Annotated in this window: 13 protein-coding genes and 1 tRNA gene; all 14 read right to left on the bottom strand. The window is 61.1% G+C overall.

Annotated features, from left to right (window positions below; all coding sequences use genetic code 11):
* Window positions 1-14: 14 nt before the first annotated feature.
* Window positions 15-887, bottom strand: coding sequence for an alpha/beta hydrolase (locus GRI91_RS08310; RefSeq protein WP_160736187.1), 873 nt, complete (start codon window positions 885-887; stop codon window positions 15-17).
* Complete coding sequence (locus GRI91_RS08305; protein ID WP_237437745.1) at window positions 884-2,008, bottom strand: NAD(P)-dependent alcohol dehydrogenase; 1,125 nt, start codon at window positions 2,006-2,008, stop codon at window positions 884-886. The genes GRI91_RS08310 and GRI91_RS08305 overlap by 4 nt, the downstream gene beginning before the upstream one ends.
* Window positions 2,005-2,526 carry a nuclear transport factor 2 family protein gene (locus GRI91_RS08300; protein ID WP_160736186.1) on the bottom strand — a complete coding sequence of 174 codons (522 nt, stop codon included), beginning with the start codon at window positions 2,524-2,526 and terminating at the stop codon, window positions 2,005-2,007. Before GRI91_RS08300 ends, GRI91_RS08305 begins: the two co-directional genes overlap by 4 nt.
* Window positions 2,527-2,569: 43 nt before the next feature.
* On the bottom strand, window positions 2,570-4,027 hold the full coding sequence (locus GRI91_RS08295) for an aldehyde dehydrogenase family protein (protein ID WP_160736185.1): 1,458 nt from the start codon (window positions 4,025-4,027) through the stop codon (window positions 2,570-2,572).
* Window positions 4,028-4,181: 154 nt separating this feature from the next.
* Window positions 4,182-5,111, bottom strand: coding sequence for a MarR family winged helix-turn-helix transcriptional regulator (locus tag GRI91_RS08290; RefSeq protein ID WP_160736184.1), 930 nt, complete (start codon window positions 5,109-5,111; stop codon window positions 4,182-4,184).
* Window positions 5,112-5,238: 127 nt separating this feature from the next.
* Window positions 5,239-7,074, bottom strand: a complete 1,836-nt coding sequence (mdoH, locus tag GRI91_RS08285) for a glucans biosynthesis glucosyltransferase MdoH (RefSeq protein WP_160736183.1) — start codon at window positions 7,072-7,074, stop codon at window positions 5,239-5,241.
* The gene (locus GRI91_RS08280; RefSeq protein WP_237437744.1) at window positions 7,071-8,594 is read right to left on the bottom strand and encodes an OpgD/OpgG family glucan biosynthesis protein; all 1,524 of its coding nucleotides are present in this window, start codon (window positions 8,592-8,594) and stop codon (window positions 7,071-7,073) included. The genes mdoH and GRI91_RS08280 overlap by 4 nt, the downstream gene beginning before the upstream one ends.
* 103 nt (window positions 8,595-8,697) lie before the next feature.
* Window positions 8,698-9,906, bottom strand: coding sequence for an ABC transporter permease (locus GRI91_RS08275; RefSeq protein ID WP_160736381.1), 1,209 nt, complete (start codon window positions 9,904-9,906; stop codon window positions 8,698-8,700).
* Complete coding sequence (locus GRI91_RS08270) at window positions 9,906-10,655, bottom strand: ABC transporter ATP-binding protein (protein ID WP_160736182.1); 750 nt, start codon at window positions 10,653-10,655, stop codon at window positions 9,906-9,908. Before GRI91_RS08270 ends, GRI91_RS08275 begins: the two co-directional genes overlap by 1 nt.
* Window positions 10,648-11,985 (bottom strand): efflux RND transporter periplasmic adaptor subunit, encoded by a 1,338-nt coding sequence (locus tag GRI91_RS08265; protein ID WP_160736181.1) that lies wholly within the window; start codon window positions 11,983-11,985, stop codon window positions 10,648-10,650. The genes GRI91_RS08270 and GRI91_RS08265 overlap by 8 nt, the downstream gene beginning before the upstream one ends.
* The gene (locus GRI91_RS08260; RefSeq protein WP_160736180.1) at window positions 11,982-13,460 is read right to left on the bottom strand and encodes an efflux transporter outer membrane subunit; all 1,479 of its coding nucleotides are present in this window, start codon (window positions 13,458-13,460) and stop codon (window positions 11,982-11,984) included. The genes GRI91_RS08265 and GRI91_RS08260 overlap by 4 nt, the downstream gene beginning before the upstream one ends.
* 217 nt (window positions 13,461-13,677) lie before the next feature.
* A tRNA-Gly gene (locus tag GRI91_RS08255) sits at window positions 13,678-13,751 on the bottom strand.
* Between the two features lie 38 nt (window positions 13,752-13,789).
* The gene (locus tag GRI91_RS08250) at window positions 13,790-14,404 is read right to left on the bottom strand and encodes an OmpA family protein (protein ID WP_160736179.1); all 615 of its coding nucleotides are present in this window, start codon (window positions 14,402-14,404) and stop codon (window positions 13,790-13,792) included.
* A complete protein-coding gene (locus GRI91_RS08245) occupies window positions 14,401-16,275 on the bottom strand; it encodes a cation:proton antiporter (RefSeq protein WP_160736178.1) in 1,875 nt (624 codons plus the stop codon). Before GRI91_RS08245 ends, GRI91_RS08250 begins: the two co-directional genes overlap by 4 nt.
* Window positions 16,276-16,369: the final 94 nt, after the last annotated feature.

Below are 16,369 nucleotides of genomic sequence, written 5' to 3'. Positions count from 1 at the left end.
CTCCCTCTTGTTTCCTACGCCGTCTGCGCGGCGATGAATTGCGTGATGATGGGCTCCAGCGTGCTGCCGGGCGAACCGACCTCCAGACCGGGCGACAGATGGTTGTGGCCGGTGAGATAATGCATGCGGGGATAGCGCGAATGCGCCTTGCCATAGGCTGCGACCAGCGCCGCCGCCTGTTTCTGAAAGTCCGGCACGTCAAATTCGGACACGGTCGCCAGCCAGGGGATCGGGCTGGAAATCAGCCCGTCCTGCGTGGAACAGCCGGCATAGAAGCTCTCATCCTCGCCATAATAGGCCTTGTGGAACGGGTTCGCATCGGCCCGCGCGACATCATAGATGCAGGAGATCAGCAGCGCCCCGGCAATGCCTGCTTTGCCGCCGGGATGGAAACGCTCATGCGCGCAATAGCTGGCGACATGCACCGCGCCGGCAGACTGCCCCATCAGGAATACCTGCTCCGGATCACCGCCATGTTGCGCGATATTTTCCTGCAGCCATGTGACCAGCCGCGCGAGATCCTCCGGCCCGGCAGGCCAGGGATTATCGGGCGCGAGGCGATAGGTGATCGTTACGCCCACCATGCCATTGCGGGCCGCGAAATCGCCGATATTGTCGTGAAAGGGCGTGTCTGGCGTGCGTTTGTCCCCCATCACGAAACCGCCGCCATGGACATAGACCAGCACCGGCGCGGCTTTCGCGCTCTCCTGCCGGAAAATATCGAGCCTGTGGCGCTCATGCGGGCCATAGGCATGGTCGCGCGTCACCACGGTCGCGGAATCCATCCCGCCATGGCTGGCGGCAAAGATCGCCTGCGTTGCGCGCATCATATCGGGTGTCAGATTGAGACCAAGTTCGGCGAGTTTCTGGCGTGTCTCCAGCTTCATGCGGCATCTCCCTCAGTCTGGCCGGGCATGATCAGCACCGGCTTGAACACATTGCCCGCTTCAAGATCGGCAAAGGCATCGCCAATCTGGTCGAAGCGATAGGTCCGGATCAGCCGGTCGAACGGGAAGCGGCCCTGCCGCCAATAGTCGATCAGTTTCGGCAGGAAGAGACGCGGCGCGGCATCGCCGCCCAATATTCCGCGCAATTGCTTGCCCCCCGCCAGCATCGGGAACATCGCCGGCGCCCATTCACCGCGCGGTGCGGAAACGAAGCCAGCCGTGCCGTTCATGGCCAGACAGTCGAGCGCCAATGTCTGCACCGCGCCCACGGTCGTCGTGTTGAGCGAATATTCGACCCCGCGCCCGGTCACCGCGCGGATCTTGTCCGCCAGCCCCTCTTCATCGGCGAGGAATGTGTCGGTCGCACCCATTTCGCGCGCCATTTCCAGCCGGTCCGGCTTCACATCCACCGCGGCGATACGCTGCGCGCCCATCAGCCTGGCGGCCATCACAGCGGAAAGGCCGACCGCGCCGGTGCCGAAGATGGCGATACTTTCCCCATAGCCGAGCTTCAGCGCCTCGATCACCGAGCCCGCGCCGGTGATGATACCGCAGCCAAGCGGTGCGAGCTTGTCCAGCGGCAGATCCTTATCCACCTTCACCGCCGTGCGCTGCGGCACGATCGCATGGGTGGCAAAGCTCGATTGTCCGAAGAAATGCGAATGCAGGCTCTCCCCGCCGCAGCACAGCGCGGTTGATCCATCCATCCGCTTGCCGCCGAAAGTCAGCGGCATGGCCATGTCGCAATAGCTGGGCTTGTTGTTCAGGCAGCTTGGGCACTGGCCGCAGGAGGAACCGCTGAGCAGCACGTGGTCGCCCACGGCGAAACCCTGCACGCCCGCGCCCAGTTCTTCCACCACGCCAGCCCCTTCATGGCCGAGCGTGATCGGAAGCGGTGACAGCCGCCCTTCATGCGCGTGAATATCCGTGTGACAGATACCCACTGCGACGATGCGGATGCGCATTTCGCCCGCGCGCGGAGCCTCCAGCTCGGCCTGTTCCAGAACCGGGGCCGGCGTGCCCGGGCGGCTGACAGCGGCGGTAATCTCCATCACGCTCATTTCGTGCCGCCAAGATTGTCAGGGTCGACTGGCGGAGCCACATGATTGGGGCGCTCAGCCATCAGGAAGTCCCCTTTCCAGGGCACCTGATCGGCCGCGGTCCAGGCGTTCACATGCAGCGACTGGAAGCGCCACGGCCCTTCCTTTTTCGTCACATGGTCGATCCGCGTGCCGATGCCGAAGACGAAATTGGTCTTGTAGTCGGTCTGGAACTGCAGGATCTGGAAGAAGCAGCGGACATCCACTTCGCCTTCTTCCTCACGCGGCTCCATGATGAAATGGTTCATCAGATGCTGGCGGCCATACCACCAGTGCTGCCGGTCGTTCCACAGCGAGCGGAGGTTATCGGCAATCGCTGCATGCCCTTCGACGCGGCCCTGCCAGAGATGGTCGAAACCGGCATCCTGCGTGAAGGTGGACAGCGCCATGTCGAGATCGGCGAGATCGATCCCCCAGGCATAGCGCGCATAGAGCTCCTGAATTTCCATCCGATCGAGCGCGGTGAGTTCCCAGGCCATTGTCTCTTCCCTTGTCTGTTATGTCGTCAGGTCGCGGTGCCGTTTAATCGGGCGCGCCCAGATGGTGGTCATCGCGGATATCGGCGACCGCGCCATTCTGCGTCAGCAGCGCCTTGCGCCGGACATAACGCAATATCGCCTCCGGCCCGGTGCGCGCGCCGCCGCCGACACCTGACACGCCAAAGGCATTGCTGCCCACTGTGCGGTTCTTGGCGAAGGTGAGGAACGTATCCTGCATGAAGACCGAACCGGCATTGATCCGCTCGCCAATTGCCAGCGCCTCTTCATTGCTCCCGGCGATGACATTGGCGGTGAGGCCGAAGTCGGTGTCATTGGCGAGCTCAATGCCTTCCTCCAGCGTGTCGAAGGCCATTATCGGCAGGCATGGACCGAAGGTTTCCTCGCGCATGATCGCCATGTCATGGGTGACATCGGTGAGAATCGTGGGCCGCATATAAAGCCCGCCGTTGATCTCCAGCACCTCGCCGCCGGTGTGTACGGTGGCCCCCTTCGCCTTCGCATCGTCGATCTGTTTCATCACGATCTGCGCCTGCGGGGCGAAGGTGAAGGGGTGGAGATGGCCGGCACGCGGATCATCCGAATTCAGCCGCACCTCACCCGCCTTCTCGATCAGCCGCTCGACAAAGGCATCATGCAGGCCGCGCTGAACATAGATCCGCTCGACCGAGAAACAGACCATCCCATTGGCATGCACGGCCCCGCGCAAGGCGGCGGTTGCCGCACGTTCCAGATCGGCTGTGTCCGTAATGATCAGCGGATCCTTGCCGCCCAGTTCGAGATAGCACGGGATCAGCCTTTGCGCGCATTGCACCGCGATTTGGCGCCCCGTCGGCACCGATCCCGTGAAACAGACCAGATCGGATTCCTCGATCATCGCCTGACCGGTGGAACCATCGCCCTGCACGAAATCGAACACACCGGCCAGTTCGGGCACCTCAGCCACGGCATCAAATAGCGGCTCAACCCAGCGCGGGGTCACTTCCGATGGTTTGATCAGCACTGCACAACCGGCGAACAACGCCGGAATCGCATCGAGCAGCACCAGCATCATCGGCGCGTTCCACGGGCCGATCACACTCACCAGCGGATAGGGCACGAATTGGGTGGTAACATCCACCTGCGGCTGCGCCCTGGATGGCCCGTGATAGGCGGCATCTGCCAGCGCGGCCTCGGCATCCTCCACCCAGCCGCCAATATTGCCCATGGTGATGAAGCCCTGAAGATAGGACGTGTGACACCCCCCGGTATCGGCTGCATCCGCTTCAGCAATGGCATCCTTGCGCCGGGCCACTTCACCCAGAAAACGCTGCATCACACCAATGCGGGCCTGCAGCCCCATCTCGGCCCAGCCATGCTGATTTGCGCGTAAGGCCGCAGCCTTCTGCGCGACCTGCTGCGCCGTGGCGACAGTGATCTGAAAATCCACCATGCCACTGCGCGGATTACGCACCGGCAAGGTCGCCTGGTCTGCATCGGCCATTGCTGTCTCCCAAAGCGGGACGTTCTTATACGACGCCCTCAATCAATTAGTCCGACATAGTTGTATTTACATTAGGTGAGGAGTCAAGAGATTGCTTGGAGCAGTCAATCACAGGGGCGAAGGGGCTGCCGCAGGGCGCGACTCAGGACATTGCCTAAACGGCAGAATGCGCGGGTATCAGAGCGATAGCACCGGGGTAGCGCAAGCGGTCGCTATGGGCGTGGACCAGTGTCCGCAATTGACCGATCAGCCATTCAACCCGTTCCGCGCTCATGCAATCGGTCAGCACTCTTTGCGATTTATCTGCCAATGGCTTCACCCCATCGAGCGCCGCTGCCCCCGCATCGGTCAGGCGATACACCGTCGCCCGGCCATCTTCGGGTGAGCGCTGCCCCGCAATCAACTTGCGGCGCGCCAGTCCCTTCATGATGACCGCGCAGGTCGAGGGATCGAGACCAAAAAGCCGCGCGAAACCGGTCTGGGTCAGATGCGGCCTGTGCAGCAGCAGGAATAGCAGGGAAAACTGCCGCAAGGTCAGGTTGAAAGCCGCCGCATCGCTGAGGAAGTTCGCATGGTACAATTGCAGGGCCCGGCGCATGAGGAACGTCGGCGCAAGATCCAGCACCCCGGTCTGCGGATCACAAGCCGGCAGCCATGTCGGTGCAGCATCCGTTGGATGCCGCGCCACGCGATGCAGCAAATCCACCAGCACATGTGCATCTTCCTGCTTCAGCGGCGCTGTCAGCTGGTGCTGCAAGCGCAGGAATGCGCGGCGCAAACTCGGCAGCTGCGCCAGCCCGGCATCGGTGAATGTAATCAGCGCGCGCCGCCGATCTTCGCGGCAGGGGCGCCTTTCCACCCATCCACGTGCGACCAGATTGTCGCAAATATAGGCGGTGGTCGACTTATCGACCCCAGCGGCACGGCCGAGCGTCACCTGCGGTGATGGTCCCAACCGGTCGATCAGCAGCAGAAACTCGCTCTGCGGCAAAGTGGCTTCACAATCCGCTTCATTGAACAAAGCGGTCGCAATCTGATCGATACGGGCCAGCAGAAACCCCGGTTTGCCCAGAAAAATCTCCATCAGCGACGTGTCGCTGAGATTGTTTTCCGCTAAATTGCTCCGTCCACCCCGCATCTGGTCATATTAGGCACAACTTCAGTCCAAAACCAAATCCGCAGCGCGAATAAGGGGATTATCGATACGCTGCTTAAGCACGCCCGGCGGTGTTTTCCGGCGGACGCTGCCGTTCGGGCGGGCGCACGGAACGCTCCGTATCGTCGATAATAGGCGGCGGAACGATGAACAATCCTTTGCCCAATGCCCAGTCCCCCCAGCGCTTGCTCGATGTCCAGGAAACCAGCCAGGGCGCCACCAGCAGTCCCAGCGTCACCGGGGTGAGCCATGCCGCAGCCACCGGATCAACCAGCGCAACCACGATGAACAAGGCCGCCAGCGCGAGATGTTCACGGAAATGTGGCAGCACCTCGCCCACGGACAACCCGTCCACTTCGCGCACCTGTTCCGTCCAATGAGACGGAATGCCCAGCAACAGGCCCACCAATGCCTTGGTCTGCATCACCATGGTGATCGGCGCGAGCAATACGGCGAGGCCCGCTTCCAAGGCAACCGATTTGATCACCGATTTCGCCCCGCCGAAACTTTCCCGCCGGGCCTTGTTCGCCAGCACCCAGATCCCGCTCATGATCTTGGGACCGAACAGGATCACCGCCGTCAGTGCCAGAACGAAACCGGGAAGCCCGTCAGAAATCACGCTGGCAGGCGTAAGCTGGGCATGGATCAGTGTGGTGAGAATCAGCACGAGCCACGCCGGTGAGGTGCAATAGGCCGATGCACCGATCAGCAATTGCAACCGCCCGGCCCAATGGAAACCGGACGCATCGATAAGACGCAGATGTTGCAGATTGCCCTGCATCCAGCGTCTGTCACGGATCGCATTGTCGATGATGGTGGGCGGAAATTCCTCATAACTGCCGTCGATCATCACCATGTGGACCGCCCAGCCACGGCGGCGCAGCAAGGCGGATTCGACCATGTCATGGCTTTGTATGTGGCCGCCAAAGGGCGGTTTTCCCGGCAATACCGGCAAGCCGCAACTTTCGGCAAAGGCGCGCGTGCGCACAATCGCATTATGGCCCCAGAAATTCGCCTCCGTCCCCGACCACCAGAGCAGCCCGGCTGACGCGATCGGGCCATAGGCATAGCCCGCAAATTGCATCCAGCGCTGAAAGAGCGTTTGCGCGTTGATCACTTGCGGCACGGTCTGAAGCAGGCCGACCGAGGGCTTGTTTTCGAGAATCGACGCCATCCCCACCATGGCGCTGCCGCTCATCATGCTATCGGCATCAAGCACGATCATATGTTCATAGGCACCGCCGAAGCGCTTCACCCATTCTTCGATATTGCCGGGCTTGCGGCCGATATTCTCTGGCCGGCGGCGATAATAGACATTGATCGGCGCATGAGCCGCAACCTCCGCCCAGACTTCCTCTTCCCGCTTGCCATTGAGCTCCTTGGAATCGCTCAGCACAAAGAAGTCGAAATAATCCGCTCCGCCGGCACGGGCGACCGATTCAGTCATCGCTTTCACCCGCGCGAACACAGCCTCGACGCTTTCATTATAGATCGGCATGAGAATAGCCGTGCGGTGGCTCAGCACCGAGACCGGGCGGGGTATGGGCGTAAAGCCGGGATGATCGCCGGTGATCAGTTTCAAAAAGCCAATCGAAGAACTGATAAAGCCGAAGGCGATCCAGCAGAACAGCGGGAAGAACACCGCCATCAGCAGCATATCCGCTATGCCAAAGCCGTCGCGCCCCAGCGCAATGCGAATTTCGGTTGTCCCGGCCACGCCCAGCAACAGGGTCGCCAGAATCAGCACGAGCCGCTTGGCAAAAATGTGCTGCGGCTGGGTCTGGACTTCGATCGTGCCCGGCGGATTACCGAAAAAGCGCTGCTCCGGCATGGCGATCGGGCTTTCCTCCGGTAAATTCCGGGGGGCGGTCGGGGTGATGATATCGCTCATGGCAGCAAGGGCTGAATGACTGTTTCGGACAAGGCATCGTCTCCCTGACGGAGATAGAGGCGGAATTCTGAGGGCGGCTTACCGTCCAGTGCGATGTCGAGTGTGACCCGGCACAGTGAATCCTGACCTGCCACCGGGAAGGCTGCCGAATGGAGGAGGCGGTCCTCTGGCAAATTGGTGTCAGCCACCAGACCCGACTGACGGGTCAGACCGGCCAGATTCGGCCCTGCAAAATCAAACACATATTTGCGCGCATGCTCGGTCGGCAGCGCGCCGGGGATACCGGCCGCGCCTTGCCAGCGATGCACCAGACGTGCGCCCTCCCATGCCGAAGGGTCAGCCGAAACCCAATGCAGCCGATATGCATAGTCGCGCCTCTCACCAGCGCGAGGCGCGGCATCAGGCGTCCAGAAAGCGGCGATGTTATCGGCCGTTTCAGAGGCCGTCGGCATCTCATAGAGCATCACCGCGCCCGCCCCCCATTCGCCTTGCGGTTCGACCCACAAATCGGGACGCTTTTCATAAAAGGCCCCGTCATCCTGATAATGCGCGAAATTGCGATCACGCTGAATCAGGCCGAAACCTGCCGGTGAAGGCGCGTTAAAAACGCTGATCCGGGCATTCGGCGGATTAATCAGCGGGCGGAACACACGCTCTCCATTGGCCGCGAAAATGGCCAGCCCATCAGAATCGTGAATTTCCGGGCGCCAGTCGATCCGTTTCTCCGCGCTTTGATCATACCAGAACATCGAACTCGCAGGCGCCACACCCAATCGTTCAATATCTTTCCTCATGAACAGCACCGCACTGACATCCTGCGTGACGCCTTGCGGACCCTTGCGATTGTCGAAACGATAGGCGCCCGACAGGCTTGGCCCGTCGAGCAGGGCATAGACGATCGTCTGATCGGGCCCGAGTTCCTCGATCCAGAAATCCGAAAAGCGCGGAAATTCCTCGGCCCGGGCAAGGCCGGTGTCGACGGCAATGCCTCTTGCGGAAAGCCCGTATTGATTGTCCGCCCCAGCGCTGCGGAAATAAGACGCCCCGAGAAACGCCAGCCAATCGCGCGGTTGCCCGGCATCCATCACGCGGAACCCCGCCGGGTCGGCGGTGCCGCCATCGGCAAACAAGCCCCTGCTATCCATCAGCGGCCGCGCCATGCCATTTTGCAGCAGATGCAGGCCCACCGGCTGCTCCGCAACGGCTGCAGTCGCGGGGAACAGCCGGATATTATCGCCCAGAAACTCCGCCTGACCATAAGTGAGCCTGACCGATTCATCATAATCGGACGCCAGATGGGTCGATTTCGCCCCTGCGCGATACGGACGCGCCGCCAAGTGCCGTGCCCTGTCCTGCAATTCTTCCCACGAGAAACGGCGAGCCTTGCCCAGCGCCCCTGCCGGCGTTGCATGAGCCATTCCCGGCAGACCGAAAGCGCCGAATGCAAGGCCGAAGCCAAGACTGGCATTCAATCCGCCATGGAGAATGGTGCGACGGGATAGGGGGGTATCAGCGCTCATGGGGGAGTAGGGGTTTTCCTAAGGGTTTATGGAGGACACGCCAATCTACTCTTCGCAGGCGCAAAATGTCCCCCGATGTCGGTAGTTCATCGCAGATTGCCCACTATTCGTGGCGTAAAGCGTCAATCGGGTTGAGCCGGGCGGCCCGCCGCGCCGGAAAATAGCCAAACACGACCCCGATCAGCGCCGAAATCACAAAACTCAGAATATTGATGAAGGGATCGAATGCGAAGGGCAGACCGAGAGCGCCAGCGAGCCCCCATGAGGCAAGCAATGCAATCACGATGCCGGTTATTCCGCCAAGGCAGGACAGCACCACGGCTTCGACCAGAAATTGCAGCATCACTTCCTTGCCCAGCGCCCCGATAGCGAGGCGAATGCCGATTTCCCGGGTCCGTTCGGTCACGGAAACCAGCATGATATTCATGATCCCAATGCCGCCCACGACCAGACTGACCGCGGCAACCGCCCCCAGAAAGGCGGTGATGGTGGCGGTGGATTGCGACACTGCATCCGCAATCTGGCGGGTGTCGAGAATGTTGAAATCATCGGGCGTTTGCGGCGCAATATGGCGTCGTTCACGCAGCAACGCACTGATCGCGCGGGTTACCTGCTGCGTATCGAAGTCATCTTCCACCGACACCATGATCGCGCGGATGTCGCGGTTGCCCGTAAAGCGCCGCTGCACGGCTTTGATTGGCATCACCACGATATCGTCCTGATCCGCGCCAAAACCGCCCTGCCCACGCGCTTCGAGCACGCCGATCACATCGCAGGCGACATCGCCCAGACGGATGCGTTGCCCCTCCGGATCGACATCACTGAACAGCTGCTGTTTTACCGTAGCGCCGATAATACAGACCGATTTACCCGCTTCTTCTTCCTCTTGCGAAAAATATCGCCCGCTTTCGAGTGCCCAGCTCTGGGCCACGAAATAGCCATTTCCGGTGCCGGTGATGGTGGTCTGCCAATTCTGCGCATTGCGCACGGCCAGCGTGCTCGCCTGCGCCTGACCAGCCACAGCGCGCACACCGGCGATCTGATCGCGAATTGCGTCGAGATCGCTATTGTCGAAAGGTGGCGGCGCAACCCCGCCCCCGCCGCGCCCGAAACCCTGGCCGGGGCGGATCATCAGCACATTGGCACCAAGCGAGGATATCTGCTCGCGCACCGATGCGGTCGCGCCATTGCCCAGCGTCACCATGGTAATCACGGCCCCGACACCAATCACGATACCAAGCGTGGTCAGAAAGGAGCGCAGGAGATGGCGGCGGATCTCACGAATTGCCAGCAGCAGAGTGGTGAAAAACATCATCCGCCCGCTCCCGCCGATGGCTGGCCACTCTGGCGCTCCACGCTTTCCACCAGCCCATCGCGAAAATGCACGATCGTGCGCGCAAAAGCCGCCATTTCGGGTTCATGGGTCACCATCAGCACGGTAATCCCGTCGCGGTTGAGCGCGCTCAGCAGTTCCATGATTTCAATCGATCGTTCGGAATCCAGATTGCCGGTCGGCTCATCTGCCAGCAGCAGATCGGGATCCGTCACGATCGCCCGGGCAATCGCCACGCGCTGCTGCTGCCCGCCCGAAAGCTCTGCCGGTGAATGATCGGCCCATGGCGCCAGGCCAACACGGTCCAGTGCTGCCATCGCCTTGGTGCGCCGCTCTGTACGGCCCGCGCCGCGATAGAGCAGCGGCAATTCGACATTTTCTATCGCCGATGTCCGGGCGAGCAGATTGAAGCCCTGAAAAACGAAACCGAGATAGTTCCGCCGCAACAGGGCGCGGTCATCGCGCCCCAATTGCTCCACGGCAACGCCGCGAAACAAATAGCTTCCCGCGCTTGGCACATCGAGACAGCCAAGAATGTTCATCGTGGTCGATTTGCCCGATCCCGAGGCCCCCATAACGGCGGCAAAATCGCCGCGCTGGATTTCCAGATCAACTCCCTTAAGCGCCTGAAATGCAGCCGGGCCTTCTCCAAATACCTTGGTCACTCCTTGAAGCCGGATCATCGGCGTGGCCGCCCCGGCTGAACCGGATGGCGAAGCGTCAGCCATCGCTGCCCGTCGCCCGTTGCCCGACAATCACCTTCATGCCGGCTTTCAGTTTCTCCGAAGTGACCTCGGTCTGGCTCCCATCGCTGGCTCCTGTGGTGACATTCACCCGTTCGGGCTGACCATCATCGTTCAGAATATAGATAGTCTGTTCACTGCCGCGGCCGATGGTCGCCTGCGCTTCAGCGCCATCGCCGCCCGGCGGACCGGGGCCGATCTGCAGCCCTCCTCCGTCACCCGCAGACGTTGCGCTTTCCAGTTCGAAGCGCAGCGCGCCATTGGGGACCAGCAGAACATTGTCGCGCTTCTCCACCGCGATATCAGCCGTCGCTGTCATCCCCGGCCGCAATTTCAGATCCGGATTGGCGACGCTCAGCGTGGCCGCATAAGAGACCACCTGAGACGTGCTGGTGGAGCCGGTGGACGTGCCGCTATCCGCCGAAAGATTGGAGCCCAAATCGACGCGCGTTATCCGCGCCGGAAAACGCTGCCCCGGAAAGGCATCGACCGTGAAGGTCGCGCTTTGACCTTGCTCGACTTCGCCCACATCCGCTTCATCCACCGCGACTTCCAGTTTCATCTGCGAGAGGTCTTCAGCGATCACGAACAGCGTCGGCGTGTTAAAGGAAGCGGCCACCGTCTGCCCCGGTTCGATCTGACGCGCCAGCACCACGCCATTTACCGGAGAACGGATCACCGTGCGGGTGAGCTGCGTACGATCGGAGCTGAGCGTTGCCCGCGCCGACACCACATTGGCCTCGGCCGAACGGAGCGCGGCAACGGCGCGATCGTAATCCGCCTCTGCTGCTTCCATCTCCGTCTTGGCCGGCACTCTGCCATCGGACAGGCGCTTGACCTCACGCAGACGATTAAGCTGCGCCCGTGATTGCTCCAGCGTCGCCCGCGCCTGTGCCACAGCAGCGATATTGGCCTTGAGCATAGCCTCGCTCTGATTCACGGCATCCTGAAACCGCGCCGGATCGATCAGCGCCAGGCGCTGCCCCTTGGTAACCCGGTCGTTCACATCGACCATCACCCGCGTGACGAGGCCGGACAGTTCCGAGCCGACATCCACCTGATTGGTCGGCTGCAACTTGCCCGTGGCCGAAACCGTTACCGCGAGATCCCCGCGCACCGCTTCCTGCGTAATATAGCTGGGCTGTTCCGCCCCGCCCGCGCAACGCGCCAGCAGCAGCAGCAGGACAATGATCGCCAGTCCGGCGACCATCCATTTGATCCGCCCGCGCCAGCGCCCGCCCGGACGCGCGCCGAGAAACTGATCGAGCGTTTCCTCGGTTTCGACCGGTGTTGCGCTGCCCGTTTCCGAATTCATTCGGCACCTCCGATTGGTTCGACGGCGCTGCCATCGGGAATATCTGCCACTTCCCAGCCTCCGCCCAGGGCCAGATAAAGCTGAATCAGCGCGGTCGAGCGCGCGGTGCGCGCCTGATCGACCGAATTGCGGGCCGAAAGCAGCGCGCTTTCCGCATTGTTGAGTGTCACGAAGTCAGTCAGGCCAGCGCGATATTGGCTGCGCGACAGGATCGCAAAATTCTCGGCCGCTTGCAGAGCATCCTCATACCACACCAGCTGGCTTTCGGCACTGCGCGCGGAAACCAGTGCATTCTCGACATCTTCCAGCGCTGTGTTGACGCTCTGGCGATAGGCGGCCAACGCTTCTTCCGCAGCGGCCTCACGCGCTGTCACTGCCGCGCGCCGCGCGCCGCCATCGAACACGGTCTGCGCGAGTTTGACAAAAATCTGCCCGCTGACGAGATCAAACAATCCGTCAAGATTATCAGCGCTGGTGTCGATCGTGCCGCCAATATTCAGGGCAGGTAGCAGCGCCGCCCGCGCCACACCGATCCGCGCCGTCGCAGCTGCCAGCGACCGCTCTGCCGCCATGACATCAGGCCGCATCCGCAGAACATCAGCAGGCACGCCTATTCCTATTCCCGCGTCCCCGCTGGGAATATCCTGAGCGTCTGAAAAGCGTTCACGGAAAGCGCCGGGTTCGCGGCCCGCCAGCACGGCGAGCCGCGCCGTCGTCTGCGCAATGGCCGCTTCCAGATCAATAATATTGGCCGCTGTTTGTGAACGCTGAATCCGTGCCTGTTCGCTGTCCAGACTGGAAACGAGACCTGCCTGAACGCGAAACGTGGCGATTTCGTAATTGTCTTGCTGAATCTCGAAACTCGCGCGCGCATTGGCAAGTTGCGCCTGTTGGCCACGCAAAATCACGTAATTGCGGGCCATTTCCGCTTCGACTGCGGCCAGCACATCGGCATAGCGCAAACCCTGTCCGGTCAGATCCGCGAGCGAAGCCTCCACATCACGGCGATTACCGCCGAAAATATCCGCTTGCCAGCTGGCATCCACCCCCAGGTTGAAACTGTCAGTATCGGGCAATGTAGCACCGCGGATACCGACATTGCGGCCATATCCCCCCGAAGTGGCAATTGTCGGAAACAGGCTTGCGCGCGACTGTGAAAGTGCGGCCCGCGCCTGCTTTAGCCGGGCCAGAGCCTGTGCCACATCGAGATTGGCGGCGCGGCTTTCCTCGACCAGATCAATCAGCTGCGGATCGTCAAACAATGTCCACCAGCGCGTGAGCATATCGGCCCTGTCCTCGGTTTCAGCCACCGAGTAACTGTCCGGCAATCCCAGCTCACTGGCACTGGGCGGCCGATAATCGGGGCCCGTTGCACAAGCCGACAGCGCCAACGCCCCGGCGCCCGCTCCCAGAATGCGGCGCAGGTGATGATATCGACCACCAGCAGAGATAGTTAGGGCCCTATTCGGAAACATACTCTGTCTAAGCCAGATCCGCGCGGTCGGAGCAAGTCATTCTCCCCAAAACTCTACCGGCACTCGAACCATCGCCGCATCCATTCGGCGCCTTGATCGCCCCCGCGTGCTGCGGCGTGGCGTGACTGCCGCGAGCGTTACGGCACGCGCACCACCTGCCACACTCGTTTCCTGCGCTGGCGGAAGGCAGGCGTCCTGAATCTTATGAGGGAGGAAATGGAGCGGGTAGCGGGAATCGAACCCGCATAACCAGCTTGGAAGGCTGGGGCTTTACCACTAAGCTATACCCGCTCGGGTCTGATCCCGATGCCACCGGCGGTGCCCATCCGTCAAGCGTCTGGTTCGTCTTTCGGTGTTTCTTCGTTATTATCCGCTGCTTCTTCCGCATCTTTGCCGATTTCAGGTTCGGGAGGCGCGATGCTGATATCAACTCTGCGGTTCAGCGCGCGGCCCGCTTCATTCGGTGTGCCATCGGGGCGCGCATTGGGTACGACTGGATTCTGTTCACCAAAAGCGATGACCGTGATCCGGTCTTCATCCACACCATTGGCGATAAGATATTTCGCCACCACTTCCGCGCGTTTTTTCGACGCTTTCAGATTGGCACTGTCGGTCCCTTCCGAATCGCTGTGCCCGCGAAGAATAATCGGCCAACCTTCAGCCGCCTGATCGGATTCCAGCACAGTCTGAAGCGTCTTGGTCGCATCGGGGCTGAGTTCAAAGCCGCCATTGGCGAAGGAGGCCGTCGCTTTCAGCGGTTCGGGCGGAATATCGAGCACGGGTTCCGGCGCGACATCGGGGCGAATGATCGACGTCGGCGCGGGGGTGGAAGCCTCCGCAGTTGGCGTCGCGCTGGGTTCAGCTTCGGGTGTTTCCACCCTTTCGCAGGCGGATAACAAGGCTGCTGCAGAAATCAGCGCCGCTGTGGCTCCTATGAATTTCATGTCTGTGCCTCTCCCTTTTGTATTCCCGCACGGCGAGCGCCGCTCGCCTTGGCCGCTTTTCTGGCAGCAACATCTTCAGGTTTTTTCTGCCGCGGCGGTGAGAATGAAATGATGGTGTCGCCTGGCGCCGGCTCCGGCGCGGCCGCATGGGTGAAGAAACGCATCTGGCCATCCGGTTTCAGCAGCAACAACATATTCGCCGAATCGGGCAGGTTTTCACGCGCGTCTTCGACGTCGAACTGATCGGACAGCCGCGTCTTGCGGAAGACCCAGCCCTCCATCAACCGGCGATGGACATCCGATACGCCGTAACCCGATGCAAAGAGCGCGCGCCCACGCAAGGAACCGGGCAAAGAGCGCGGATCTTCGTCATTGGTCGTCTCGCCCAGCTGATACACGGCATCGCGGCCAATTTCGAAGGCGAACTCATTGCAGACGAGCGCATTATAAGCCTCGTTCTCCGTCGCCGCGACCAGCACATTATAGGGCGAAAGATCGAGATTATGCTCGGTCGCTTCATTCAGAATTTCACCATGATACGTCGGCAGTCCGGCTGCACGGGCGGGTTTCAGGCGCTGCCAGCTGGAATCCACGATTGTGATGGGCGTTTTCATGTCATGCAATTGACGGCCGAGCTGGATCGTCCACGGCGTGGCACCCACAATCAGCAGGCCGGGGCGGCTCGCCCCTTTCACCTTGAGCCAGCGTGCAACCAGATCAATGGTGAAGCCATGCGCGACGATGGTGGTCACAACGACGGCAAAGCTGAGGCCGATCAGGATCGAACCATCACCATACCCAAGATCGGACAGGCGCAGGGCGAACAGACCCGAGATAGCCACCAGAACGATACCGCGCGGGGCGATCCACGCTAGGAAAAGGCGCTCATTCCAAGGCACTTTGCTGAAGGCGAGTGAGATAAGGATCGTGGCCGGACGGACCAGAAACAGCAGCGCCAGAAGGAACAGGCCGAAGCGCCATTCGAACTGCCGCAGCGATTCGAGGTCGAGCGAGGCCGACAGCAGGATGAAAATCCCGGATACCAGCAGCACCGCGACATTCTGCTTGAACGGATGAATGGAGCGCAAGGATTGCACATCCATATTGGCAAGCGCGATGCCCATGACCGTAACCGCGACCAGACCAGCCTCATGCTCGATCATGTTACACAGGACGAAAATGCCGATCACCGCGACCAGCAGCACCGGCACTTTGAGATATTCCGGCACAGCGCCGCGCGGGAAGGCCCAGGAAATCGCCCAGGCGGCAGCGTAGCCGATAACGCCCGATACGCCTGCCGCGATCAGCAGCGGCGGGACGACCTCGAACACGGTCGCGCCATCGGCAGACAGCCGGAAATATTCATAGGCGATAACCGCACAGAGTGCGCCGAAGGGGTCATTGACGATCGCTTCCCATTTGAGCAGCGCAGCAGGCCGTTGCTGAATGGTCGACTGGCGCAGCAAAGGCAGCACCACGGTCGGCCCTGTAACCACCAGAATACCGGCGAAGAGGATCGAAACCGGCCAAACCAGCCCGGCAATGTAATAGCTGGCCAGTGAACCAAACAGCCATGCCAGGGGAACGCCCAGGATGACGAGGCGCCAGACACCACTGCCATATTTGTTGAGTTCGCGAAAATCGAGGCTGAGCCCGCCTTCGAACAGGATCAGCGCAACACCGATCGAGATCATCGGCTCCATCAGCGCACCGAATGTTTCGTGCGGATGCATGATGTGAAGGATCGGCCCCACCAGGAAACCGGCCGCGAGCATCAGGACGATGGCTGGCCAACCGGTGCGCCATGCGATCCATTGCGCGCCGATACCCAGCACCCCGACAAGGGCAATCACCAATGCTTGTTGTTCCATCTTACCCCGTCTTGGTGGCGTGACTGCACCAGGGGACCAATGCCCCACAATGCCTTTTTATCCCATAGCGCCCCGGTTTACCGAAAAAGTCATT

Origin of the sequence: Altericroceibacterium endophyticum, assembly GCF_009827595.1 — a bacterium.
Taxonomy (GTDB): domain Bacteria; phylum Pseudomonadota; class Alphaproteobacteria; order Sphingomonadales; family Sphingomonadaceae; genus Altericroceibacterium; species Altericroceibacterium endophyticum.
This window is presented reverse-complemented; position numbering and strand designations above follow the sequence as displayed.